Genomic DNA, 24,564 nt, shown 5'->3' with positions numbered 1-24,564 from the left:
ACCGGGGCGGGGTGACTAATTTGTGCATCGCAGCAACGCGATGTTGTCGCGCTGCTGTCTTTCTTGGACGTTTCCTCCCTAAACTCGGCGGTGCCTCTGGCACCGCCTCTTTTTTTGCCCGGATGCCAGCGGTCAGCTGGTCAGGCGCGGAGGAAGGACCAGTCCACCCCGACCAGCCCCGCCAGGAGCCGGTCCATATCCGCCCGCAGCGTGGTGAGGCCGGGCAGCCGCTGGATCTTTTGCTCGTCCATGTAGAGGCTGCGCGCGATTTCGAGCTGGATCACATGCACGCCTTCCCGCGGGCGGCCGTAGTGGCGGGTGACATAGCCGCCGGCATAGGGGTCGTTCCGTCGAAGCCGGTAGCCGAGCCGGCTCAGCGCTTCCTCCAGCAACCGCGTGGCGCGCGGCGCGGCTGCCGTGCCATGGGCGTCGCCCAGGATCATGTCGGCTGACCGCCCGCTCTCCCCGGGCAGGGTCGGCATGGAGTGGCAGTCGATCAGGAGGCAGGCGCCGAAGCGGCCCGTCGTCTCCTCGATCAGTCCGGACAGCGCGTTGTGATAGGGCTCCCAGAGCGCGCGGATTCGGGTCGCGGCCTCGTTGAAGGAGAGGCGGCGGCGATAGACTGCCTCGCCACTCGCGACCACCCGCGCAATCGTCCCGAGGCCGGCGCCCACACGCGGCGAGGCGCTGTTGACGAAATCCGGCAGCGGCCCATCGAACATGCCGGGGTCCAATTCCCACGGCTCGCGGTTCGCATCGCAATAAACGCGGGGGAAGGTCGCGGCCAGCAGCGGTACCCCGTGGGCGGGAGCGTCGGCGAAGAGCTCCTCCACAAAGCCGTCCTCAGAGCGCCGGAGCGACACGGGATCGAGGCGGCTGTCCGCAAGGAAAGCCGCGGGATAGTGGCGGCCCGAATGCGGAGAGGCGAGGACGATCGGCACAGTCTGCACGACGGGCCGCTGAAGGAAGAAGGGCGGCGGAGAGTCGGCCTCGGCGGGGGCGGAGATCGGAAGGTCCATCTGCGTGCGAATCACCACAGCGGCGCACGGCTGTCACGCGCATACGCGAAGGATTAAGACCGAAACGGTGCTTAGGGCGCACTCCGAGGGCTTGTCTGCGCCTGGGGGCCGCGCTAAACGGGCCGCCCAGCCACGACGTGGCTGGGAACCCGGCGGATGGGCGCATAGCTCAGCGGGAGAGCACCACCTTGACACGGTGGGGGTCACAGGTTCAATCCCTGTTGCGCCCACCATCCGCCTGCCTCGATCAATCACCGCGGCCGCTCAGCGACCCTCTCTTTCGCTCCGACGAGGCCTCGATGTCCCGATCGTCCGGCCAATCAAACTGATGCTGTTCCGTCGGAAGCTACGAATCCCGTCTTCTTCTGCAGACGGCCGGCTTCCGCGCGAAGCTGTCGCATGGGCCTTCCGCCTTCTGCTGGACCGCGAGCCAATAAATGAGGCGGAGCTCGAACGGCACCGAGATCATCCAACCCTCGAAGCGCTTCGCCGCGCGCTGCTGCCGGATCGCTATGCCGCGCCACTCTGGCTGCTGGCTCCGCCGGCCTCGCCGCTGATACCCTGGCGGCTGGAAACGCCACTTCTCGCACGCCCTATGAGCCAGCTCTGCACCGCCGGCCAGTTCGACGAACCGGACTACGGCGCCTGGTGCGCCGCCATCGGCGAGGCCCCAAGGCGGCACCGCAAGCAGTGGGAATTCTGCTGGATCCTATCTGTGCTGCGTGCGGCGGACCTGATCCGGCCGGGCCTGCGCATGCTGGGCTTTGGCGTCGGACAGGAGCCGCTGCCCTCGATGCTGGCCTCCCACGGGGTCTCCGTCCTGGCGACGGATGCGCCGCCGGAGGTGGTGGACGGAATGGGATGGGACAGCACGGGGCAGCACGCCGCCGGGCTGATGCAAATCCACCATCCGGCGCTGCTGGACGAGGAGAGCTTCCGCGCGCGCGTCGCCTTCCGCCCAGTAGACATGAACGCCATTCCGCCGGACCTGCGTGGCTTCGACGCCTGCTGGTCCTCCTGCTGCCTGGAGCATCTGGGCAGCCTGGAACACGGGCTGCGCTTCATCGAGAACAGCCTGGAAACGCTGCGCCCCGGCGGGCTGGCCGTGCACACCACCGAGTTCAACCTCTCCTCCAACGAGAGCACGCTGGAGACGCCCGGGATTTCCTTCTTCCGCCGTCGCGACGTCGAGGCGGTGCTGGAGCGCCTGGCGGTGCAGGGCCATGTGATCTGGCCGCTGAACCTGCATCCCGGCCACGCAACGCTGGACGCCCATGTGGATGCGCCGCCCTATGCGCTGCCTCATTTGAAGATCGAGGCGGCGGGCTACGTCACCACCTCGATCGGGCTCGTGGTCCAGAAGGCGGCGGCCTGATCCTCAGGCTGCGCGCACAAGAACGTGGCGCTTGCGGCCGGCGGAAAGCTTCGCCGCCCCATCCCGCAGATCCGCCGTCGTCACCTCCCGCGCAATGTCCGTCACGGGCTCATCGTTCAGCCGCAGGCCGGACTGCGCCACCAGGCGCCGCGCCTCCGCCTTGCTCGTCGCCAGGCTTGCCGCCACGGCAAGGTCCAGAATGCCCGCCGGCAGGCTGGCGGTGATCGAGGGGAGCGTTTCCGCCGCCTGACCCTGCTCGAAAGTGGCGCGGGCGGTGGCGGCGGCGGCCTCGGCGGCCTCCCGCCCATGCAGCAGGGCGGTGGCCTCGGTCGCCAGGATCTTCTTCGCCTCGTTCACCTCGGCGCCCTGAAGGGCGGCAAGGCGGTCCGTCTCTGCGATCGGCAGTTCCGTGAAGAGGCGGAGGAAGCGGCCGACATCGGCATCCTCGGTGTTCCGCCAGAACTGCCAGTAGTCATAGGGGGAGAGCCGGTCGGGATTCAGCCAGACGGCGCCGGAGGCGGTCTTGCCCATCTTCGCACCGGAGGCGGTGGTCAGCAGCACCGTGGTGGCGCCGAAAACCTCCGCATGGTCGGCGCGGCGGTTCAGCTCCACCCCCATGATGATGTTGCCCCACTGGTCGCTGCCGCCCAGCTGCAGCGCCACGCCGTGGCGCCGCCGCAGTTCCAGGAAGTCGTAGGACTGGAGCAGCATGTAGTTGAATTCGAGGAAGGAGAAGGCCTGCTCCCGCTCCAGCCGCATCCGCACGCTATCCAGCGTCAGCATGCGGTTCACGCTGAAATGCCGTCCCACCTCGCGCAGGAAGGGGATGTAGGCGAGCCCGTCCAGCCACGCCGCATTGTCCAGCATGATGGCGTCGGAAGCGCCGTCGCCGAAGGTCAGGAAGGGGGCGAAGCTGCGGCGGATGCCGGCCTTGTTCACCTCGATCTGCTCGTCGTTCAGCAACGGGCGCTGCGTGTCGCGGAAGGAGGGATCGCCGATCTTGGTCGTGCCGCCACCGAGCAGCGCGACCGGCTTGTGCCCGGTCTTCTGCAGCAGGCGCAGCAGCATGATGGGCAGGAGATGGCCAACATGCAGGCTGTCGGCCGTGCAGTCGAAGCCGCAATAGGCCGGAAGGACGCCCTGGGCCATGCGGGCGGAGAGGGCGGCCTCGTCCGTCACCTGGTGGATATAGCCACGTTCCCGGGCAAGGTGGAGGAAGTCATTCATCAGGGGTTACTCGGGCCTTGCAAAGCGCTCCGCGCCTAGCACAAGTGCCGTCATGCTGCGAACCATCGGGTTGATGAGCGGCACCTCCCTGGATGGGGTGGATGCCGCCTATGTCGAAACGGATGGGGAGCGGATCGGCCGTTTCGGCCCCTCCGTGACCATTCCCTATCCGCCCGAGTTGCGGCGGGACCTGCGTGCGCTCCTCTCCGCCGCGCCTGCGCTGCATGCGCAGGGCCAACTGGCCGAGCACCCGGCCGTGCTGGACTGCGCCCGGCGTCTGACTGAGCGCCATGCCCAGGCTGTGGAGAAGCTTGGCCTGCCGGCGGACCTGATCGGCTTTCATGGCCAGACTATCCTGCACCGCCCGGCCACCCGCCCAGGGGAGACCGGCTTTACCTGCCAAATCGGCGATGCCGCCCTGCTGGCGCGCCACACGGGGATGGAAGTGGTGCATGACTTCCGGTCCGCCGACGTGGCCGCCGGGGGGCAGGGGGCGCCGCTGGTCCCGGTCTTCCACCAGGTTCTGGCCGAAGCCCTGCCGAAGCCGGTGGCAATCCTCAACCTGGGCGGGGTGGGCAACGTCACCTGGATCGGCCCGAACGGGGAGTTGCTGGCCTTCGACACAGGACCGGCCAACGGCCCGCTGGATGACTGGGCCCGGCGGTCCCTTGGCCAGGATTACGACCGAGACGGCAAGCTCGCCTTGGCGGGCACCGCGGACGGTGCGGTGCTGGGCCGGCTGATGGCGCACCCGTATCTGGCCGCACCGCCGCCCAAATCGCTGGATCGGCTCGATTTTGAGGAGGCGCTGCGGGAAGCCGGCGCTGGCGACCTCTCCCCGGCTGATGGGGCCGCGACGCTGGCGACCTTCTGCGCCGTCTGCGTGGGCGCGGCGGCCCGGCATTTCCCCGATCCGCCCGTGCAATGGCTCGTGGCCGGTGGCGGGAGGCGCAACCCGGCCCTGATGAGGGGCCTGGCCAGCATGCTGGAGGCCCCGGTCCGCCCAGTGGAGGTGGTAGGCTGGGATGGCGACGGGCTGGAGGCGCAGGCCTTCGGGGTGCTCGCGGCCCGGGTGGTGCGAGGCCTTCCGCTGACCTTCCCTGGCACGACCGGTGCGCCCCATCCGCTGACGGGCGGACGGCGGGTTCCGGCCTACGCCTGAGGAACAACCCCGTTCCGTCCCAATGCTGTGGTTCGGTGCCGCGGCCGTCCTGTCGGGGCGGCGCAGCGGCAAGGGGCATGACCGGGATGAAGATGATCATCGGCGGCTTAAAGTCGTCGATGTGGCTGGGCCGGACTAAGCGGATATGAAAAAGGCGGCGCCCCTTTTGGGGGCGCCGCCCGTGTGATCGCGTCGGGGAAGCGGTCAGTCCGCCGCCATGGACATCCGCGCGCGGTTCAGCACCGTCATCACATGGTCCTCAGTGGCTTCGGCCACCTTCTCCGTCTGTTCCGGGGTGAAGACATGGCCCGCGCCTTCCATCACCCGGTAGTCGATCTTGATGCCCTTCTGGGTGTTCAGCTTGTCCACCAGCTTCCGTACCGAAGGCTCCGGCACCAGCTCGTCCGCCTCTCCGTGCAGGATCAGGCCGGAGCAGGGGCAGGGGGCCAGGAAGCCGAAGTCATAATGGCTGGCCGGGGCCGCGATCGAGACGAAGCCGCCCATTTCCGGCCGCCGCATCAGCACCTGCATGCCGACATAGGCGCCGAAAGAGTAGCCGGCGACCCAGAGCATGGAGGCGGCGGGGTTCACCGCCTGGAGGAAGTCGAGCGCAGCTGTCGCGTCGGAGATCTCGCCGATGCCGCCGTCATAACGGCCCTGGCTCTTGCCCACGCCACGGAAGTTGAAGCGCAGGGTGGAGAAGCCCATGCCGCGGAACCGCTCATACAGCGCATGCACCACACGGTTGTTCATGGTGCCGCCATGCAGCGGGTGCGGATGCAGAATTAGAGCGGTAGGAGCATTGGGCTGCTTGGCGTGGTGGTAGCGACCCTCGAGCCGGCCGTCAGGGCCGGCGAACATTACCTCGGGCATCATCACCTTCTGCCCCGTGGGGCATTCTTCTGGGGCGGGCCAGCCCCTGGGAAGGGGCCGCCCCGCCTGTTTCATCATTCACGGCATTCCGCACCGGCGGAACGGGTTCAGCCCGTGATCCCGAGGATCGGGGGCGGGCGGAACCCGTTCCGCCGGACGGAGGCGGCAGGAACCATCTGGTGCCGTGGGCCTCCCCGTGCGAAGGGAGGGCCTCGCGACGGCCGTGACGTTTCCGAACCGAAATCCGGGGATGCCATTTGTCCCGAACAGCCTTCCGGAGCACGAGACCGTGCCAATATAAGCGCCGCTGGGCGGATTTCATAACCAAATCATGGCATGGCCTCACGTTTCAGCACGCATGGCTGCCGGATGCACCGGCTCCGGCGTCCCTCCCGGTGCGATGGGACTAGGTTGAAATGCGCCTATCGACCCGGAGCCGCTACGCGGTGAAGGCACTGACAGAGATCGCGAAGCGGGAGGGCCAGGGATCGGTGACCGTGGCTGAGATCGGCGCGGCGCAGATGCTCTCCGTGGCATATCTGGAGCAACTGCTTGGCCGGCTCCGGCGGGCCGGGCTGGTGCGCTCCGCGCGGGGACCGGGGGGCGGCTACCGCCTCGCGCGACCGGCCGCCGCCATTACCGTGGCCGAGGTGGTGGATGCGGTGGACGACAGCATCGGCAATCCCACCTCGGAGTCGTCCGAGGTGGGGCCGGATCAGCGCGACCTCTGGCGGGAATTGGGGGAACAAGTGCGGCTCTTCCTTGCTGCCATCACCATCGCAGATGTGGTCGAGGGGCGGACCCTCGGCCGGGCCGTGCCAGTGCCCGGGGCTTCCAGCGGACCCGGAGAGGCCGCGGAATGAGCCTCTATCTCGACGCAAACGCAACAGAGCCCTTGCGGCCCGAAGCGCGCGCGGCGGCGATCGCCGCGATGGAACTCCTGGGCAATCCCTCCTCCGTTCATGCCGAGGGCCGGGCGGCACGGCGGGTGCTGGAGGAGGCGCGGGGCCGCGTCGCCGCCCGCTTCGGGGGAACGGCGCGGGATGTGGTCTTCACCTCGGGCGGCACGGAGGCCAATGCGCTGGCCATCGCTTCGCTGCGCCGGGGGAGGCGCGTCCTGGTAGGGGCGACGGAGCACCCGGCGGTCATGCGCGCTGCCGAGGGCGCGGCTGTTCTGCCTGTTTTGAAGGATGGAACTCTGGACCTTGCGGCGCTGGATTCGGCGCTGGCGGAAGGGGAGCCCGCCATGGTCTGCCTGATGGTGGCCAATAATGAGACCGGGGTGGTCCACCCAGTTGCCGAGGCCGCCGCCATTGCCCGGCGCCATGGCGCGGTCCTGCATCTGGATGCCGTGCAGGCAGCCGGGCGCATGCCGCTGGACTTCGCGGCCCTGGGGGCGGAGAGCATGGCGATCTCCGGCCATAAATTGGGCGGGCCCAAGGGGGCCGGGGCGCTGCTGCTGCGGCAAGGCGTGGATCTGGCGCCGCTGATTGCCGGCGGCGGACAGGAGCGTGGCCGGCGCGGCGGGACGGAGGCGCTGCCCGCCATCGCCGGGCTGGGTGCGGCGGCGGAAGCGGCGGAGCCCGGTGCTTCGGCACGACTCGCGGCACTACGCGACGCGATTGAGGCCGGGCTCGGCCTGCCGGTCGTGGGCCAGGGTGCGCCGCGACTGCCCAATACAAGCTGCGTCGTGCTTCCCGGGGCGGCAGCCGAGACGCAGGTCATCGCGCTGGACTTGGCGGGAACGCGGGTTTCCGCCGGCGCGGCTTGTTCCTCCGGCAAGGTTGCGCGAAGTCCGGTGCTGGAGGCCATGGGGCTCGGGGCAGCCGCAGGGGAGGCGATTCGCATTTCCCTGCCCTGGAACGCACCTGCCGATACCTCGGAACGCTTCCTGGTGGCCCATCGGGCGATGCGGGACCGGCTGTTCCGTGCGGCGGGCTGAACAGAACGCGGGCCGGACCTGCGGATGACGCCCTCGTCCGGGCGGCTTCGATCCCCCATCTTGGCGGCATGAGGGATGCCGCAAACCGCCCTGCCTATCTGGACAATCACGCGACGACACCGGTCGATCCGCGGGTGATCGCTGCCATGCGCCCCTGGTGGGAGGCGAATTTCGCCAATCCCGCCAGCATCGAGCACGCCATGGGCCGCGAGGCCGAGGCGGCGGTGGAGGAGGCGCGCGCCCATGTGGCCACGCTGATCGGCGCGGATGCGCGCGAGGTGGTCTTTACCTCCGGGGCGACCGAATCGAACAACCTGGCCATCAAGGGCGCGGCACGCTTCGCCGCCTCTCAGGGCACGGAGCGCCGCCGGGTCGTGACTGTGGCGACCGAGCACAAATGTGTCCTGGAAAGCGTGCGCGATCTGGCCGCTGAGGGGTTCGACCCCGTGATCCTGCCGGTGGGCCGGGACGGGCTGCTGGACCCTGAAGTTCTGCGGCAGGCGCTGCAGATCCCCACGCTGCTGGTCAGCATCATGGCCGTGAACAACGAGATCGGGGTGGTGCAGGACATTGCCGCCCTGGCCGCCATCGCGCGCGGGGCGGGTGCGCTGTTTCACACGGACGCAGCCCAGGCCGCCGGGCGCATCCCGCTGGATGTGGCGGCCATGGGGTTGGACCTTGTCTCCATCACCGCTCACAAGATCTATGGTCCCAAGGGAATCGGTGCACTCTATGTCCGCCGCCGCCCGCGGGTGCGGCTGGCTCCACTTCTCTCGGGCGGCGGGCAGGAGCGGGGACTGCGCTCCGGTACCCTGGCCGCCCCGCTGATCGTCGGCTTCGGCGAAGCGGCGCGGATCGCGCGCCTGGAAGCGACCCTGGATGAGGGGCGGATCGCTGGTCAGCGGAACCGGTTCCTGGCGGCGCTGGAGGCCGGTATCCCCGGGCTGCGGGTGAACGGCGACCGGGCGCGGCGGGTCGCTGGAAACCTCAATATTACTCTGCCCGGTGGGGTGGACGCCCAGGACGTGATGAAGGCCGCCCCGGGGGTCTGTGTCTCCACTGGCAGTGCCTGTTCCTCGGCCAGTGTGGAGCCTTCCTATGTGCTCCGCGCCCTCGGCCTGCCGGAGGCGGAGTCTCGCGCGACCTTGCGGATCGGGATCGGTCGCTTTACCTCGCCCGCCGAGGTGGACCGGGCGGCAGCCGAATTGGCGCGCGCCTGGCAGACGGTGCGGCAGCGGGAAGCGGCCGAGTAGGAGAGATCATGCCGAAGATGACCTTCGTCGAGCGGGACGGCACGCGCCGCGAGGTGGAGGCGCCGCTCGGGTTGTCGGTGCTGGAAATCGCGCACAAGCACGGGGTGGATATCGAGGGCGCGTGCGAGGGAAGCCTCGCCTGTTCCACCTGCCATGTGATTGTCGATTCCGACTGGTTCAACAAGCTGGAAAGCCCGACCGAGGACGAGGAGGACATGCTCGACCTCGCCTTCGACCTGCAGGAGACGAGCCGGCTGGGCTGCCAGCTGATCATGACCGATAAGCTGGACGGCCTGGTGGTGAAGCTTCCCGCCGGTAGCCGTAACGCGAGCTGATGGCCGGCCTGCCCGACGCCCTGGGCTCCGGTCCCTATGGGCGCGAGGGCGGGCTGTTCCGCGCCCTGCGCTCGGCCGCGGCGCGGGAATGGGATGCCTATTGCTGGCATCCCTTCGTACAGGGGCTGGCTGACGGAACGCTGCCGCTCGCGGCGTTTCGCCGCTATCTCGTGCAGGATTACCTCTTCCTGGTGCAGTTCGCCCGCGCCCAGGCACTGGCCGTGGTGAAGGCGGAAAGCCTGGAGGCCATGCGCGCCAAGGGCGCCGTGGTGCAGGCGATCCTCGATGAAACAAAGCTGCACCTCGTCTACTGCCGGGAATGGGGGCTGGACGAGGCGGCGGTGCTGGCTGAACCCGAGGCGCCGGAAACCGTCTGCTACACGCGCTGGGTGATGGATCAGGGCTATCGCGGCGATATCCTCGACCTTGAGGTCGCCCTGGCGCCCTGCACAATCGGCTATGGCGAGGTCGCCATGCGAATCGAGGCGCATCCCTCCCGCCGGCGCGACGGCAATCCCTATGAGAACTGGATCGTCCAGTATGCCAGCGCCGAGTATCAGGCCGTGGCCCGTGGGGCCGCGGATCGGCTGGACGCGCTGGGCGAGACCCATGGCGGCGCGGCGCGCCTGGCGTCATTGACGAAGCTGTTTGCCGAGGCGTCCCGGTTGGAGGCTGATTTCTGGCAGATGGGGCTGAATGCAGCCCGGAGCGACGCACGATGAGGATCATGGTCGCCATGTCCGGCGGCGTGGACAGCAGTGTCGTCGCCGGCCTGCTGGCGGAGCAGGGGCATGAGGTGATCGGCGCCACGCTCCAGCTCTATGATCACGGCGCCGCCGTGCAGAAGAAGGGCGCCTGCTGCGCTGGCCAGGACATCCATGACGCCCGTGACGTGGCGGACCGGCTGGGCATCCCGCATTACGTGCTGGACCGTGAGAGCCGCTTCCGCGAGGCGGTGATCGGCGACTTCGCCGACAGCTATGCCCGCGGCGAGACACCCATTCCCTGTGTCCGCTGCAATCAGACCGTGAAGTTCCAGGATCTGGTAGCACTGGCGCGCGACCTGGGCTGTGAGGCGCTGGCCACCGGCCACTACGCCCGCCGCGTGGAGGGGCCGGACGGGCCGGAGCTGCGCCGTGCGGCCGATCCGGCGCGCGACCAGTCCTACTTCCTCTTCGCCACGACGCGGGAGCAGCTCGCCTTCACACGCTTTCCCCTGGGTGACATGCCGGACAAGGCTGCGGTGCGGCGGGAAGCGGCACGGCTCGGGTTGGCCGTGGCGGAGAAGCCGGACAGCCAGGATATCTGCTTCGTGCCCGCCGGCCGCTATCACGACCTGGTCGCGCGCCTGCGGCCCGAAGCCGCTGAGCCCGGTGAGATCGTGGATGAATCGGGCCGTGTGCTGGGCCGACACCAGGGACTGGCGCGCTACACGGTGGGGCAGGCACGGGGACTCGGCCTGCCCGGCGAGGCAGGGCTGCGCGTGGCCGCGCTGGATCCGGTGCGGCGGCGGGTGGTCGTCGCGCCAGCGGCCGCGATTCCCGTGCCGGCGGTGCCGGTAGGGGAGGTGAACTGGCTGGCCGAGCCACCCGTTGGTTCCTTCCGGGCCGCAGCGAAGTTCCGGGCGAGGGAAGTGCCGCAGGCCGTGACGGTGGAATGGGATACGGCGACGCGGCGCATGACCGTGCGTCCGGACGCACCGGTAATCTCCGCGCCCGGCCAGGGCTGTGTGCTCTATGACGGGGACCGCGTGCTGGGTGGCGGTTTCATTCGCGCGGAGCGTCCGGCCCCCGTTGACGCGGAGGCTCCGGCAGCCTAATTCGCGCCTCCCGGCAGGCAGCCTCGCCCATGGCGACGTAGCTCAGCGGTAGAGCAGGGGAATCATAATCCCTTGGTCGGCGGTTCAAATCCGTCCGTCGCTACCATCTTTCACGGGGTTGCCTGCCGGTTCCCCGCCCTCCAGTGTCTAACGCGGCCCAGCGCTGGAAAGCTACGTACTCTGCCTGTTCACGGTGGGCATCTTCAGCCGCGTTGCGGCGTGAACTCCTTTCCGGCCTCCCGGCCGCGGTCGTACGGCGTCGCCGGTGCTCCTGCCGAGCCAAAGGACGCCGCCCCGGCGACCACAGCCTGCCCCGTAGAGCACGATCCGAATACCGCCCTCGTCCAGCTGTGGCGAGGACTGCTCAAATCCACCATTCACTCATCGGTCAGTATGCGAGGATGGTGTCGGGCTGATAATCGGCCGGCCGTGTTCGCTCTGACAGTGCCAGCAGCTTTCTCAAGACCGCCCTCAGCAACTCGAGAGAAGCAGTCTGGCCGAGCATGATCTTTATGGCCTTACGCCGGCCCGACAGGATTGCCGCCATTCGGCATGCCGTTCCTGCTCCATGACCGAGAAGAAATCACAGGTCCATGAGGAGGGCGGAAGGTAGAACGGATAAGCAAAGCGGAAATTAGAGGACTTCTGACCAGGGGACGAGAAGTTACGCATCGCACAGGATCATATGAAAGCCGCGTAATCAGGCCGATCAATTTTCCTGTGAGGCTCCCGGTCCGGGCTTCGAATGTCAGCCAGTTGTAATCTTCTGGGCGGAAATTCGTCTCATGCATTTGCCCATGCCTGTTCTCATGCTTGGCGCTGGCGCCATTGGCTACGTGGTCGGCAATCTCGCGGGAAATTCCTTCCTGCGAGACCTGGAGAGGTGGCTGTCCTCCCCCCCGAACCACCGGCCCGATTGGAACGATCGATAGGTCCGGCAGCCCCGCGATAGGGCGAGCATGTCCGGAAAACGGATGAACCTTCAGTAGCGGCGCCCCCGTCTCGTGGCCGAGGTGGGGATTGAGCGGCCGGTGGGCGGGATGCCCGCATACCAGCCGCTCTACGTTCGGAGCGGGACATCGGGGCCGGAAGCGTTCCCACCTCCGGGCGACATGCCCTCCGCCCCGAGTCTTACTCCGGGGAGCGTCGACTCAGCCGATCGACGCGATCCAGGCGAAGACGGCGAAGCCGCCGATCACCAGGACGCTGATGAGCCCCAGCACAAACATGGCCTCGGGCGCCCGCCTGACCGGTGCGCCCGTGCTGTCCGCGCGGCTGCTGCTCGTGTTTCCAGTCGCCATTTTTGCCTCCTCGGCTCGCTTGCGAACGGGCTAACGCGCGAACGGGCCGCCCGTTCGGGGGCTGACACCTCTCTCTTCGAGCGGCGTCGCGCTTGGCAACCGGCAGGAATCAAGCAAGTTCGGGGTAGGTGCCTCAGGGGAAGCGGCGGATGAAGGTTCTGGTTCTCGGCAGCGGCGTGATCGGGGTGACCACCGCCTGGTACCTGGCCCGCGCCGGGCATGAGGTGGTGGTGGTCGACCGGCAGGACGGGGCCGGGAAGGAGACGAGCTTCGCCAATGCGGGGCAGCTCTCCTATGGCTATTCCTCGCCCTGGGCGGGACCAGGCGTGCCGATGAAGGCGGTGAAATGGCTGCTCATGCATCACCGCCCCTTCGTCTTCTGGCCGCGGCCGGACTGGGAGATGCTCTCCTGGCTCGCCCGCATGGCGGCGAACTGCACGGAGGGCGCCTATCGCCGCAACAAGGGGCGGATGGTGCGTGTGGCGGATTACAGCCGCATCGCCCTTGCGGAGCTTCGGGCGGAGACGGGCATCGAGTTCGACCACCGCGCGCGGGGCACGCTGCAGCTTTTCCGCACGCAGAAGCAGCTAGACCATGTTGGCGACGATACGGCCGTGCTCGACCAGTATGGCGTGCCCTGGGAATTGCTGGACCCCGCAGGCTGCATCGCGGCAGAGCCGGCGCTGGAGCGGGTGAGGGGGCGTTTTGTCGGCGGGCTGCGCCTGCCACAGGACGAGACGGGAGATGCCTTTCTCTTCACGCAGCGCCTGGCGGAGCTGGCGCGGGCAAGGGGGGTGGAATTCCAACTCGGCGTCAGCATCGCCGCGATCCGCACCGAAAACGGGCGCGTGACCGCTGTGGAGACGGATCATGGCGACCTCACTGCCGATGCCTATGTGGCGGCGCTGGGCAGTCACACCCCGGCTATGCTGCGGCCACTCGGGCTGCATCTGCCCGTCTATCCCATCAAGGGTTACTCTCTGACCCTGCCAGTCACGGAGGAAGCGGCAGCGCCCGTCTCCACCGTGATGGACGAGACCTACAAGATCGCGATCACCCGGCTTGGCGACCGCATCCGTGTCGGCGGCACGGCGGAAATCGCGGGCTTCAGCACCAGCCTCCGCAGGCCGAGGCGGGAGACGCTGGAGCATTCGGTGCGCGACCTCTTCCCAGACGGCGGCGATGTCGCCGCCGCGCGCTTCTGGACGGGGCTGCGGCCCATGACGCCGGACGGCACCCCGGTCATCGGGAAGACGCCGTTGCCGAACCTCTTCACCAATACCGGCCATGGCACGCTGGGCTGGACCATGGCCTGCGGCTCCGGTCGCGTGCTGGCCGACATCGTCTCCGGCCGCCCGACGGAAATCGACACCACCGATCTGGGGATGGCCCGCTACGGATAGTGCCCCCTTGGCAGGCGGGCGGCGGCTGCCGACATGCCCTCTGAGGACGTCCAGAACCGCGTCAGCCGTGGGTGGAACCCCCTTCTACCCCGTGCTAGCGTCGTGAAATAGCCATAACATGGAGGACTGTCACATGACGCTGCAACTCGGGCAGACCGCCCCCGATTTCGAGGCTGAGACGACCCAGGGTCGCATCCGCTTCCATGAATGGCTTGGTGATTCCTGGGGTGTGATCTTCAGCCATCCGAAGGACTACACGCCCGTCTGCACGACGGAACTGGGCTACGCCGCCAAGCTGAAGCCCGAATTCGATCGCCGCGGCGTCAAGGTGATCGGCCTGTCCGTTGATACGCTGGACCGGCACGAGGGATGGAACGCCGACATCGAGGAGACGCAGGGCACTGCGGTGAACTTCCCGATGATCTCCGACCCCGACAAGAAGGTGGCCAATCTGTACGGCATGATCCATCCCGAGGCGGATGCGGCCGTGACGGTGCGGACGGTTTTCGTGATCGATCCGAAGAAGAAGATCCGCCTGATGCTAATCTATCCGCCCAGCGCCGGGCGTAATTTCGACGAGATCCTGCGGGTGATCGACAGCCTGCAACTGACCGACAAGCACAAGGTAGCGACGCCGGTGAACTGGAAGCCGGGCGACCGCATGATTGTCGCGGGAAATCTCTCGGACGAGGACGCGAAGGAGCACTTCCCGCAAGGCTTCACAGCCGAGAAGCCCTATCTGCGCTGGGTCGATCACCTGGAATGGACCTGAACTCCTGATGACCTCCGTTGCCACCGACTTCTGGGATGCGGTCGGAAATACGCCGCTGATCCGGCTCCGCCGTGCCTCGGAGGAGACGGGTTGCGAGATCCTCGCCAAGGCCGAGTTCATGAACCCCGGCGGCAGCGTGAAGGACCGTGCCGCCATCGGCATCCTGGGGGAGGCCGTACAACGCGGCCTCCTCACCCCCTTCCAGCCCGGGACAGTGGTGGAGGGAACGGCCGGAAACACCGGCATCGGCCTGGCGCTCGCAGCGAACGCGCGGGGGTGGAAGTCGGTCATCGTGGTGCCGCGTACGCAGAGCCAGGAGAAGCTGGATTTCCTGCGCATGATCGGTGCCGACCTGCGGCTGGTCGATCCGAAGCCGCTCGCCGATCCCGGCCACTACGTGAACTTCTCCCGCCGGCTCGCGGAGGAAATGGGCGCGGTCTGGGCTAACCAGTTCGGCAATCTTGCGAACGCCATGGCGCATGAGATGACGACGGGGCTGGAGATCTGGGACCAGACGGACGGCAAGGTCGATGCTTTCACCTGCGCCTGCGGCACGGGCGGCACCCTCGCCGGCACGGCGCGCGCGCTGAAGGCGAAGAACCCAGGCGTGAGGATCGTGCTGGCTGATCCCTACGGATCCGGCCTCTATTCCTGGGTGAAGACCGGCACCGTCTCGGCCGAAGGAAACTCGATCACCGAGGGCATCGGACAGGCCAGCAAGGTGCCGGGTAATTTGGAGGGGGCGCCGATCGACGACGCGGTGCGCGTCTCCGATCCCGAGGCGCTGGAGCAGTGCTTCGCCCTCTTGCAGGAGGAGGGGCTGAGCGTCGGCGGGTCGAGCGGGATCAATGTGGCAGCGGCCATCCAGGTCGCGAAGTCGCTCGGGCCCGGGCACACGGTGGTCACCGTGCTCTGCGATAGTGGCGCGCGCTATCAGTCCAAGCTGTTCAACCCGACCTTCCTGCGCGAGCGGAACCTGCCAGTGCCGCCCTGGCTGGCATGATCGGCGAGGCGCTGGAGATCGCGCGGAGCATCCGGGCGCGCGACCCAGCGCGGCCGACTTTCGCGGAATCGATCCTCTGTTATGCCGGGCTGCATGCGGTGGTCTGGCACCGGCTGGCCCACCGGCTCTGGCGCGCCGGCTTCCGCGCACCGGCACGTTGCGTCTCCCATTTCTCGCGCTTCCTGACGGGGATCGAGATCCATCCGGGCGCCCGGATCGGACGACGCCTTTTCATCGACCACGGCATGGGCGTGGTGATCGGCGAGACGGCGGAGATCGGCGACGACGTGCTGATCTATCACGGCGTTACCCTGGGCGGGCTGACGACGAAGCCGGGCAAGCGCCATCCGACGGTGCTGGACGGCGCGATCATCGGTGCGGGCGCCCAGGTGCTCGGCCCCATCGTGATCGGGCGGAACGCGCGGGTGGGGGCGAATGCCGTCTGTGTTGATCCGGTGCCGGATGGCGTCACTGTGGTCGGCATTCCCGCCCGGCCGCCGGGGAAGCCATGCGCGGATCAGACGGCTGGTTATGGAATTTCGCCCGGCGCCTTGGAGCCGGTGACGGAGCAGATCGCCGCCCTTCAGAGCGAGATCGCAGCGCTCCGGGAGCGCCTTTCCCTCCGGGCCTGATCTCGTAAAGGGCCGGGTGCTCCATATCGGCAACCGTCGAGGCGGAGCGCTGAGCGCGGTGAATGCCGAAACCATAAAAATCCGCGGCACGCGTGAACTGGAGGGCGAGCCGCGCCCTATCTACGTCCCGCCCTAGGGCGCCTTCACTTGGCTGGCCTGGTCCTCAAAAGCCTTATTCTGCTGCGGCCGGACATGGGCGAGATCTGGCGCATGGCGTTGGACACGGCGCCCGAGGTGACGAAGTTGCTGACGGCCTGATCTGCCAGGCGAAGCCAAGCCTGGTCCGCAACCTGCGCGGCCGGTGACAGCGGCGGCACCGTATGTAGAAAAAGGGCGGGACCTTTCGGCCCCGCCCCGTTCTGTACCTCGTGAGAGGTCCTGCGGGATTAGCGCAGAACGATCTCGACGCGGCGGTTCTGCGGCTCGCGCACGCCATCGGCGGTCGGGACCAGCGGACGGCTCTCGCCGAAGGCCTGGATCGACATCTGATTGCGGGCGATGCCCCGGCGCGCGAGCTCGGCCGCAACGGCCTCGGCGCGGCGCATGGACAGGCGCTGGTTGTACTGCGGCGTGCCCGAGCGGTCGGCATGGCCGGCCACCTCGATGCGGGTCGTGCCGGTGCTCTGCACGGCCTGGGCGGCCTCGCCGATGATCTGGCGGGCGCGGTCCGTCAGGTCAGCGCGGTCGAAGTCGAAGAACACCAGGTAGGTGCGGGCCGGAGCCGGAGCAGCAGCGGCCGGAGCCGGAGCAGCGATGGGGGCCGGGGCCGGACGCGGCTGGTTAAACGCGTAGCGCAGGCCGATCATGATGGAGTGGTTGTAGTTCTCGGACTTGGTGCCGCCACGACCCACCGTGAAGCTGCCGCCGCTGCTCGTCGTGTCGATGCTGTGCTCGAGCGTGCCGAGGAAGCGGTACTCGGTCGTCAGCGTCAGGCCGGGCACGCCGAAGCGGGTGAGCGGGAAGCCAAGGCCGGCGATGCCCTGATAGGCGAAGCGGCCATCAGTGCCGCTGTCGCGGATCCGGGCGTTGCTGAACCCGGGCAGGCTCAGGCCGACATCGTCGAACTCACGCCAGATATAGCCAACGCCGGCACCGATATAGGGCTGGACGTAGCTCGGCATGCCCCACTGGGAGAGGTCGAGGTCGTAGAGGACATTGCCCATCACGCCATAGCTACGCGAGGTGCCCTCGACGCGGCTGGTCGTGATGCCGTTGAAGCCGCGGATCTTGTCCACGTCATTCTCACGGTAATTACCCTCGACCTCGAGGCGCAGGCCGTTGCCGAAGCCCCAGCCGATGCTGGCGACAACGCCCCAGCCGGGTTCGAAGCCGACCTTACCGCCGGGGTTGATGCCGCCGGCGCGAAGCTCCTGGGCCAGGGGACCGGTGGCGGCGATCTTGGCATCCTGCAACCAGTTCACGCCGGCGCCAGCGCCGATGTAGAGGCCAGTGACGGGCTGGGCCTGGACCGCGACCGGGAGAGCCAGAGGCAGGGCCAGCGTGGTCGCGGCGAGCAGTGCCTTGCGGAACGACATAATTAAAAATCCTTCGTGCTGGGGCGAAACCCGCGGTTCAGCCGGGCTCGTTGTTGCGTCACGTTCGAACGCGCGGAAATCACCTGTGTTGAGGCTTGCGGGGCGCGGTTTCCTCGGAATTTTCTGCTGTTGCAGAAATGCCTCAGTTCTGCGCCACGCTCGCTTCGAGTGCAAAATGAGGCGGAGCCACACAGTTTCGCCTCCTTTGCATCCTTCGGCGGCATGGCGGGCCCGCATCGCTTCCTGGTGCGCTGCAGCCCCGCCGCTTCCGCTACCCCGCCTTCGCCTCACGTCGCCGGGCGTGGAGGATGAATTCGGTGTAGCCATTCGGTTGGGTCGTACCCTTGAAGATCAGGTCGCAGGCCGCTTTGAAGGCCACGCCATCATAGTCCGGCGCCATGGGCTTATAGGCGGGGTCGTTCGCGTTCTGCTTATCCACCACCTTGGCCATGCGACGCAGAGTCGCGTCCACCTGGGCGCGGTTCACGATCCCGTGGTGAAGCCAATTCGTAATGTGCTGGGCAGAAATGCGCAACGTTGCGCGGTCCTCCATCAGTCCGACATCATGGATGTCCGGCACCTTGGAGCAGCCGACCCCCTGGTCGATCCAGCGTACCACATAACCGAGGATGCCCTGGGCGTTATTGTCCAACTCCGCCTGGATGTCCTCGGGCGACCAATTCGTGTTTTCAGCCAGCGGAACGGTCAGCAGGTCGGACAGCTTCGCGCGTGGCCCGCCTGCGGCGAGTTCAGCCTGGCGCGCGGCCACATCCACTTGGTGATAGTGGAGCGCATGCAGCGTGGCTGCGGTCGGGGAGGGCACCCAGGCCGTGCTGGCGCCGGCCTTCGGATGCCCGATCTTTTGCTCCAGCATCGCGGCCATCGCGTCTGGCGCCGCCCACATGCCCTTGCCGATCTGCGCATGCCCGCGCAGCCCGCAGGCCAGGCCGACATCGACATTATTGTCCTCATAGGCGGCGATCCAGGCCGCCTTGCGCATGTCGTTCTTGCGGACGACGGCGCCGGCCTCCATTGAGGTGTGGATCTCGTCGCCCGTACGGTCGAGGAAGCCGGTATTGATGAAGAACACCCGCTCCTTCGCCATCATGATGCAGTTGGCGAGGTTGACGGTCGTACGCCGCTCCTCGTCCATGATGCCCATCTTCAGCGTGTTGCGCTCGAGGCCAAGCGCGTCCTCCACCTCGCCAAAGAGCTGAACTGCCCAGGCGACCTCGGCGGGCCCGTGCATCTTCGGCTTCACAATGTAGACGCTGCCGGCGCGGCTGTTCATCCGCTTGCCGCGCAGGTCGTGCAGCGCGATCAGCGAGGTGACATAGGCGTCAAGGATCGTCTCGGCCGTCTCCGCACCGTCCAGCCTCACCGCATCCGTCATCATGTGGTGACCGACATTGCGGATCAGCATGAGGGAGCGGCCGTGCAAGGTGACCTCGCCACCGCCCGGCACAGTATAGGTGCGGTCAGGGTTCAGGCGGCGTTCCAGCACCTGCCCGCCCTTCTCGAAACTGGCAGCCAGGTCGCCGCGCATCAGGCCAAGCCAGTTGCGGTAGACGCCGACCTTGTCCTCGGCGTCCACTGCTGCCACTGAATCCTCGGCATCCATGATCGTGGAGAGCGCTGCCTCCAGCACCAGGTCCGCTACTCCAGCCTTGTCGGTCTTGCCGATCGGATGGCGGCGGTCGATCACGATCTCGAGGTGCAGCCCGTTCTTCGCCAGCAGGATGGCGGTCGGCTCATCCTCGGTGCCATTGAAGCCGCGGAACTGGGCCGGATCGCGCAGGCCGGTGCTGGCACCACTCTCCTGCAGAACGCGAAGCTGGCCGCCCTCGACCCGGTAGGAGGTGGCAAAGGCATGGCTGCCGGAAGCCAGGGGCGCCGCGGCGTCCAGCACGGCGCGGGCGCGCTCGATCACGGCGGCGCCGCGCTTCGCGTCATAACCCGACGCGCGCGGGCCTTCCTGCGGGATGGCGTCGGTGCCGTAGAGCGCGTCATAAAGGCTGCCCCAGCGCGCATTGGCCGCATTCAGCGCGTAGCGGGCGTTGTTCACGGGCACGACGAGCTGCGGGCCGGCGAGGGTGGCGATCTCCTCGTCCACATTTGCCGTCGTGACCTGGAAGGGCGGCGGCGGATCGAGCAGGTAGCCGATGCCACGCAGGAAGGCCTCATAGGCCTCGCGGTCCACGGGGCGCGTCGGGTTGGCGCGGTGCCATTCGTCGATCCGGGCCTGGAGCGAGTCGCGCTCGCCCAGCAGGTCGGCATTCTTCGGCCCCAGGTTGCGCAAGGTCCGCTCCATGGCGGACCAGAAGGCGGAAGCTTCTACCCCCGTGCCGGGCAGGGCCTCCTCCTCGATGAAGCGACGGAGGATCGGCGCGACCTCCATACTTCCTGTTCCGGCCATCCCGCATCCTCCAGCTGGCTTTGCCCGGCCAGATAAGCCGCCCCGGGGCATCGGGCAAACGGGGATCGGTCCGAAGCGGCTCTTGCCGGGGCGGGGCTCCGGCGCGACGCTCCGTGCCCCCGCCCCGCAGCAGGTGCTCGATGCCCGACCTTCATGCCTCCCGGACTGCCACGCCCGAGCTCGCGGCCTATGCGCCGCCACCGCATACCAGCCAGCACTGGGCGCTGAGCAAGCCGGCGGCTTCGGGGAGCGGGGGCATCGTCGCCTCCCAGTCACGCGCTGCGGCAGAGGCCGGGGTGGCGGTGCTCGAAGCCGGTGGCAACGCGGCCGACGCGGCCGTGGCGGCCGCTTTCGCCCTCGCGACGGCCGAGCCCTGGAACAGCGGCCTGGGCGGAATCGGTTTCGCCCTGGTTCACAAGCCCGGCTCGAAGCCGCAGGTCGTGGATTTCGGACCGGTGGCCTCCCGCAACGTCGATCCCTCGGCCTATCCGCTGACGGGAAAATGGAAGCAGGACCTCTTCGCCTGGCCGGAGGTGGTGGGCGACGTGAACATCCACGGGCCGCTCTCCTTCCTTATCCCTTCCTCGGTGGCAGGCTATGACCTGTTGCGGGAGCGCTTCGGGACGGGGATGGGGCTGGACGCGCTGCTCGGGCCGGCCATCGCACTGGCCCGCCGCGGGCTGCCGCAGGATTGGTACACGCTGCTGAAGATCTCCGCCTCGGCCAAAGTGCTGCGGCTCTATGAGGAGAGTGCGCGGATCTACCTGCCGGACGGGCTGCCACCTAACCCGCCCTACCAGGGCGCGCCGGGTTTCCTGCCGCAGGGCAAGCTGGCCGACACGCTGACGCGGCTGCGTGACCACGGGCTGCGCGACTTCTACGAGGGCGGGCTGGCGGCCGACCTCGTGGCGGACATGAAGGCCGTGGGGGGCTTCATCGATGCGGCGGACCTCGCGGGCTGCCGCGCGGTGGTGCGGGAATCCATGCCGATCGCCTGGCGCGGCACCCACACCATTCACACGGCGGGCGGCCTGACCGCCGCGCCGACTATGGCGCGGGTCATCGCGGAGATGGAGCGCGTCTCCACCGCCGGTGGCCTCGACGCAGACTGGTATCGTGGCTTCGCCAGGGCGATGCGTGGCGCCTATGCGGAGCGCCTTGCGGGACTTGGGGCCGGGGCGAAGGAGAACGCTGAGACCTGCACCACCCATCTGACCGTCTGCGACAAGGACGGGATGATGGTTTCCGTCACCACCACGCTGCTCTCCTCCATGGGTAGCCGCGTGGTGCTGCCGGGGACGGGCGTGCTGATGAACAACGGGATGATGTGGTTCGACCCGCAGCCCGGCAGTGCCAATGCCATCCGCCCCGGCGCGCGGCCGCTTTGCAATATGAGTCCGGTGACGGTGACGCGCGCGGGCGACGACACCCAGCCGATCCTGGCCGGCGGTGCCTCCGGAGGGCGCCGTATCCTGGCCAGCGTCTGCCAGATGCTGGCCTTCCAGCTCGACTTCGGCATGGGACCGGAAGAGGCGGCGCATACGCCCCGCATCGACGTTTCCGGCCCGGACGGGGTGACGGCGGACCGGCGCCTGGCGCCTGACGTGCTGGGCGGGTTGGCAGAGGATGGCGGGCTGGAGGTGGTGGAACACGCCGTTCTGCCGGTGAACTTCGCCTGCCCGAACTTCATCGCGCGGGATGGCGGTACGGCGACGGGGATCACCGACGTGATGTCGCCCTGGTCGGCGGCGTTGGCGGCGCAGGCCTGACGGCACGCCTTTTGCGACACCCGCGGAATGACGGGGCCGCCGGCCCTGCCTTTCCCTGGGGTCGCCTATGCCGCATCGACGTTCCCTTCTCCTGTCCGGCCTCGCAGCCGGCCTGGCCATGCCGGCCATTGTCCGCGCGCAATCCGCCTGGAAGCCGCGCCAAGCAATCCGCCTGATCGCCACCTTCCCGCCCGGCGGGCTCGCCGATGTGGTTGCCCGGCTGGTCGCGCCGGCCATTGGCCAGAACCTGGGCGGAACCTTGGTGGTGGAGAACCGCCCGGGGGCCGGCGGCACGATCGGCGCCGATGCGGCGGCCAAGGCGGCGCCGGACGGGCAGACGCTGGTCATCAGCCATGCCTCGCCGCACGGCATCGCGCCTGGCATCTACCCCGCGCTGCCTTACGACCCCGTGGGCGACTTCACGCATATCGCCATGCTCTGCGACACGGCGAATGTGCTGATGGTGAACAAGGGCTCGGCCACGCCGACGCTCGACTCCTTCATCACCAAGGCGAGGACCACGGGCGCGCGCTACGGCTCCTCCGGCATCGGCTCGATCACCCATCTGATGGGAGAGGTTCTGACGCGTGAGGCCCGTGCGCCGAAGCTGGACCACGTGCCATATCGCGGCAGTGCCCCGGCCATGCAGGATCTCTTCGCCGGTCATATCGAAAGCGTCTTCGATCCGCTGACCACGAATGTCGCGATGATCAAGGACGGCACGGTGCTCGCACTCGCCGTCTCCTCGGCCGAGCGCGTGCCGGCGACGCCGGAAGTACCCACCTTCGCCGAGCTGGGCCTGCCAGCCCTGACCGCCACCACCTGGATCGGCATCTCCGGCCCCAGGGGGCTGCCCGCGGCAGTGGCGGATACAGTGCGGGAGGCAGTGCTGGCGGCCATCGCGCAGCCCGAGATCAAGGCGAAGATGGCCGATCTTGCCTCCTACACCCCGCCTAAGCCGCTGGTCGGGCCCGAGTATACGGCCATGATCGCGAAATTCGCCTCGGAATGGACCGCAGTGGCCAAGGGGGCGGGGATCACCGTCTCCTAGCCGCGCAGGATCCCGCTCCTCGGCCCGGCGCGTGATCCACCGCGCGGTCATGGGCGTCATGGGTGAGGTAAGTCAGGCCATAGTGTCCCGGGGCGGCAATCCGGCTTGCTTACCTCGTTATCGGGGCGGAGGAGATCCATTCCGTCCGGTCCGAAGGGCTTGTTTAGTTGCCGGGCCGGGCGGGCGGACGTTGCGCGGGCGGTGCGGTGCAACGGCTGGGGTTTCTCTGCTCGCCCGGCGGGTCCATCCTCGCCGGATACTGCCGTCAGGACCCGCATGACCACCACTGATCCCGCGCTGATGAATGCGGAAACGCTGCTCGCCCTCTATGCCCGCCGCGCGCTCAGCCCGGTCGAGGTGCTGAAGGCAGTGACCGAGCGCGTGGCCCGGAACAATCCCTCCGTGAACGCCTTCGCCGTGATGAACCCCCATGCGCTGCGCCAGGCTGGGGAGAGCGAGGCGCGCTGGATGGCCGGACGCCCGCTGGGCCTGCTGGACGGCGTGCCCTGCACGGTGAAGGACCTGCTGAACATGGCGGGCTTCCCGACGCGCCGGGGCAGCCGCACCACGGATCCGCGCCCGGTGGCGGAGGATGCGCCGGCCGTGATGGGGCTGAAGTCGGCCGGCGCTGTCATCATCGGCAAGACCACCACCACTGAATTCGGCTGGAAGACGCCGGGCGACTGCCCGCTGCACGGCATCACCCGCAATCCCTGGGATTTCAAGCGCACCACCGGCGGCTCCTCCTCCGGCGCCGCCGCGGCCGCGGCGGGGGCCTTCGGCGCGCTGCATATCGGCACCGATGCGGGCGGCTCGATCCGCATTCCCGCAGCCTATTGCGGCATCGTCGGCTTCAAGCCGAGCTATGGCCGCGTCCCGCAATGGCCACACGGCGCCTTCAGCGCGGTGGCCTGCGCCGGGCCCATGGCACGGAGCGTGCGCGATGCCGCGCTGATGCTGAACGCCATCGCCCGCGCCGATGCGCGCGATCCGCTCTGCCTGCCCGATGAGCCGCGCGAGTGGCGCGCGGGGATCGAGGACGGGGTGCAGGGGATGCGGATCGCCCTCGTCCGCCGCTGGGGCTATGAGCCGCCGCTGGATGCGGATGGCGAGGCCGCCCTGCAGCGCGCCGCCGAGACGCTGCGGGCCGAAGGTGCCCTTGTGGAGGAGGCGGACCCGGATCTGCCGGACACCCGCCACATTTTCGGCCGCGTCTGGGGCGTGGCCCTGGCGAAGCTCGTCGCCTCAGTCCCCGAAGCGCGGCGTGGCGAGCTGGATGACGGGCTCGCCGAGGTGGCGCGCCGCGAGGGCGGGCTTTCCGCCATCGACTTCCTGAACGCGGATGCGTTGCGGGTGGAGGCCGCGCACCAGATGAGCCTTTTCCACCTGCGCTACGACCTCGTGTTGACCGCCGCGACGCCGACCGCGGCCTTTGCCGCCGACCAGCCCACCCTGAAGCCCACGGAGGCGCTGTGGCGGGACTGGGCGCCCTGGACCTTTGCCCAGAACCTGACCCGCCAGCCCGCCATCGCCCTTCCGGCGGGGCTGGACCAGGAGGGAATGCCGCGCGCTGTGCAGATCGTGGCGGCGCAAGGCCGGGACGATCTCTGCCTGCGCGGCGCGCGGGCGCTGGAGCGGGCCCTGGCCATGCCCGAGGCCAATCCGATGGCCTGAAGG

Annotated in this window: 21 protein-coding genes and 2 tRNA genes; 17 read left to right on the top strand and 6 right to left on the bottom strand. The window is 68.3% G+C overall.

Annotated elements, in window-relative coordinates; genetic code table 11:
* Window positions 1-140 precede the first annotated feature (140 nt).
* Window positions 141-1,019 carry an N-formylglutamate amidohydrolase gene (locus tag ACO1BU_RS06290; RefSeq protein ID WP_424135065.1) on the bottom strand — a complete coding sequence of 293 codons (879 nt, stop codon included), beginning with the start codon at window positions 1,017-1,019 and terminating at the stop codon, window positions 141-143.
* A gap of 158 nt (window positions 1,020-1,177) precedes the next feature.
* Between ACO1BU_RS06290 and ACO1BU_RS06285 the strand changes: the two genes are divergently transcribed.
* Both ACO1BU_RS06285 and ACO1BU_RS06280 read left to right on the top strand, forming a co-directional pair.
* Window positions 1,178-1,252: transfer RNA gene (locus ACO1BU_RS06285), tRNA-Val, on the top strand.
* 95 nt (window positions 1,253-1,347) lie between these two features.
* On the top strand, window positions 1,348-2,394 hold the full coding sequence (locus ACO1BU_RS06280) for an SAM-dependent methyltransferase (RefSeq protein ID WP_424135064.1): 1,047 nt from the start codon (window positions 1,348-1,350) through the stop codon (window positions 2,392-2,394).
* Between the two features lie 3 nt (window positions 2,395-2,397).
* Here the strand turns inward: ACO1BU_RS06280 and tyrS are convergent, their stop codons facing one another.
* The gene (tyrS, locus tag ACO1BU_RS06275; RefSeq protein WP_424135063.1) at window positions 2,398-3,621 is read right to left on the bottom strand and encodes a tyrosine--tRNA ligase; all 1,224 of its coding nucleotides are present in this window, start codon (window positions 3,619-3,621) and stop codon (window positions 2,398-2,400) included.
* Window positions 3,622-3,676: 55 nt separating this feature from the next.
* Here tyrS and ACO1BU_RS06270 point away from each other — a divergent pair, with 55 nt between their 5' ends.
* Complete coding sequence (locus tag ACO1BU_RS06270) at window positions 3,677-4,783, top strand: anhydro-N-acetylmuramic acid kinase (RefSeq protein WP_424135119.1); 1,107 nt, start codon at window positions 3,677-3,679, stop codon at window positions 4,781-4,783.
* A 204-nt stretch (window positions 4,784-4,987) separates the two neighbouring features.
* Here ACO1BU_RS06270 and ACO1BU_RS06265 read toward each other — a convergent pair whose 3' ends face one another.
* On the bottom strand, window positions 4,988-5,656 hold the full coding sequence (locus ACO1BU_RS06265; RefSeq protein WP_424135062.1) for an alpha/beta hydrolase: 669 nt from the start codon (window positions 5,654-5,656) through the stop codon (window positions 4,988-4,990).
* Window positions 5,657-6,072: 416 nt separating this feature from the next.
* Between ACO1BU_RS06265 and ACO1BU_RS06260 the strand changes: the two genes are divergently transcribed.
* The 7 genes from ACO1BU_RS06260 (at window position 6,073) to ACO1BU_RS06230 (ending at window position 11,111) form a co-directional block, all read left to right on the top strand.
* Window positions 6,073-6,519: an Rrf2 family transcriptional regulator gene (locus ACO1BU_RS06260; RefSeq protein ID WP_424135061.1), complete on the top strand. Its 447-nt coding sequence runs from the start codon at window positions 6,073-6,075 to the stop codon at window positions 6,517-6,519.
* A complete protein-coding gene (locus ACO1BU_RS06255) occupies window positions 6,516-7,598 on the top strand; it encodes a cysteine desulfurase family protein (RefSeq protein WP_424135060.1) in 1,083 nt (360 codons plus the stop codon). Before ACO1BU_RS06260 ends, ACO1BU_RS06255 begins: the two co-directional genes overlap by 4 nt.
* A gap of 68 nt (window positions 7,599-7,666) precedes the next feature.
* Window positions 7,667-8,851: a cysteine desulfurase family protein gene (locus ACO1BU_RS06250; protein ID WP_424135059.1), complete on the top strand. Its 1,185-nt coding sequence runs from the start codon at window positions 7,667-7,669 to the stop codon at window positions 8,849-8,851.
* A gap of 8 nt (window positions 8,852-8,859) precedes the next feature.
* Window positions 8,860-9,186 (top strand): ferredoxin family 2Fe-2S iron-sulfur cluster binding protein, encoded by a 327-nt coding sequence (locus ACO1BU_RS06245; protein ID WP_424135058.1) that lies wholly within the window; start codon window positions 8,860-8,862, stop codon window positions 9,184-9,186.
* Complete coding sequence (gene tenA, locus ACO1BU_RS06240; RefSeq protein ID WP_424135057.1) at window positions 9,186-9,908, top strand: thiaminase II; 723 nt, start codon at window positions 9,186-9,188, stop codon at window positions 9,906-9,908. The genes ACO1BU_RS06245 and tenA overlap by 1 nt, the downstream gene beginning before the upstream one ends.
* Window positions 9,905-11,005, top strand: a complete 1,101-nt coding sequence (gene mnmA / locus ACO1BU_RS06235) for a tRNA 2-thiouridine(34) synthase MnmA (RefSeq protein ID WP_424135056.1) — start codon at window positions 9,905-9,907, stop codon at window positions 11,003-11,005. The genes tenA and mnmA overlap by 4 nt, the downstream gene beginning before the upstream one ends.
* Before the next feature lie 31 nt (window positions 11,006-11,036).
* A tRNA-Met gene (locus tag ACO1BU_RS06230) sits at window positions 11,037-11,111 on the top strand.
* Between the two features lie 1,045 nt (window positions 11,112-12,156).
* Here ACO1BU_RS06230 and ACO1BU_RS06225 read toward each other — a convergent pair.
* Entirely contained in the window at window positions 12,157-12,306 is a 150-nt protein-coding gene (locus tag ACO1BU_RS06225) for a hypothetical protein (protein ID WP_424135055.1), read from the bottom strand.
* Window positions 12,307-12,455: 149 nt separating this feature from the next.
* On the opposite strand from ACO1BU_RS06225, the gene ACO1BU_RS06220 reads away from it, so the two are divergent.
* The 4 genes from ACO1BU_RS06220 (at window position 12,456) to cysE (ending at window position 16,116) form a co-directional block, all read left to right on the top strand.
* Window positions 12,456-13,709 (top strand): D-amino acid dehydrogenase, encoded by a 1,254-nt coding sequence (locus tag ACO1BU_RS06220; protein WP_424135054.1) that lies wholly within the window; start codon window positions 12,456-12,458, stop codon window positions 13,707-13,709.
* A gap of 133 nt (window positions 13,710-13,842) precedes the next feature.
* Window positions 13,843-14,481: a peroxiredoxin gene (locus ACO1BU_RS06215; RefSeq protein ID WP_424135053.1), complete on the top strand. Its 639-nt coding sequence runs from the start codon at window positions 13,843-13,845 to the stop codon at window positions 14,479-14,481.
* A gap of 7 nt (window positions 14,482-14,488) precedes the next feature.
* The gene (locus ACO1BU_RS06210; RefSeq protein WP_424135052.1) at window positions 14,489-15,484 is read left to right on the top strand and encodes a cysteine synthase A; all 996 of its coding nucleotides are present in this window, start codon (window positions 14,489-14,491) and stop codon (window positions 15,482-15,484) included.
* Window positions 15,481-16,116, top strand: a complete 636-nt coding sequence (gene cysE / locus ACO1BU_RS06205; protein ID WP_424135051.1) for a serine O-acetyltransferase — start codon at window positions 15,481-15,483, stop codon at window positions 16,114-16,116. Before ACO1BU_RS06210 ends, cysE begins: the two co-directional genes overlap by 4 nt.
* Window positions 16,117-16,502: 386 nt before the next feature.
* Here cysE and ACO1BU_RS06200 read toward each other — a convergent pair whose 3' ends face one another.
* Both ACO1BU_RS06200 and ACO1BU_RS06195 read right to left on the bottom strand, forming a co-directional pair.
* Entirely contained in the window at window positions 16,503-17,651 is a 1,149-nt protein-coding gene (locus tag ACO1BU_RS06200; RefSeq protein ID WP_424135050.1) for an OmpA family protein, read from the bottom strand.
* 271 nt (window positions 17,652-17,922) lie between these two features.
* Window positions 17,923-20,067, bottom strand: a complete 2,145-nt coding sequence (locus ACO1BU_RS06195) for a malate synthase G (RefSeq protein WP_424135049.1) — start codon at window positions 20,065-20,067, stop codon at window positions 17,923-17,925.
* Window positions 20,068-20,207: 140 nt separating this feature from the next.
* Between ACO1BU_RS06195 and ACO1BU_RS06190 the strand changes: the two genes are divergently transcribed.
* From ACO1BU_RS06190 to ACO1BU_RS06180, 3 genes are all read left to right on the top strand, one after another.
* A complete protein-coding gene (locus ACO1BU_RS06190; protein WP_424135048.1) occupies window positions 20,208-21,836 on the top strand; it encodes a gamma-glutamyltransferase in 1,629 nt (542 codons plus the stop codon).
* Between the two features lie 67 nt (window positions 21,837-21,903).
* A complete protein-coding gene (locus ACO1BU_RS06185) occupies window positions 21,904-22,887 on the top strand; it encodes a Bug family tripartite tricarboxylate transporter substrate binding protein (RefSeq protein ID WP_424135047.1) in 984 nt (327 codons plus the stop codon).
* A gap of 276 nt (window positions 22,888-23,163) precedes the next feature.
* Window positions 23,164-24,561, top strand: coding sequence for an amidase (locus ACO1BU_RS06180; protein WP_424135046.1), 1,398 nt, complete (start codon window positions 23,164-23,166; stop codon window positions 24,559-24,561).
* Window positions 24,562-24,564 lie beyond the last annotated feature (3 nt).

It is taken from the genome of Roseomonas chloroacetimidivorans, from assembly GCF_049629625.1.
Taxonomy (GTDB): Bacteria; Pseudomonadota; Alphaproteobacteria; order Acetobacterales; family Acetobacteraceae; genus Roseomonas; species Roseomonas chloroacetimidivorans.
The sequence above is the reverse complement of the archived record's forward strand: the minus strand, read 5'-3'. Positions and strand labels throughout refer to the sequence as shown.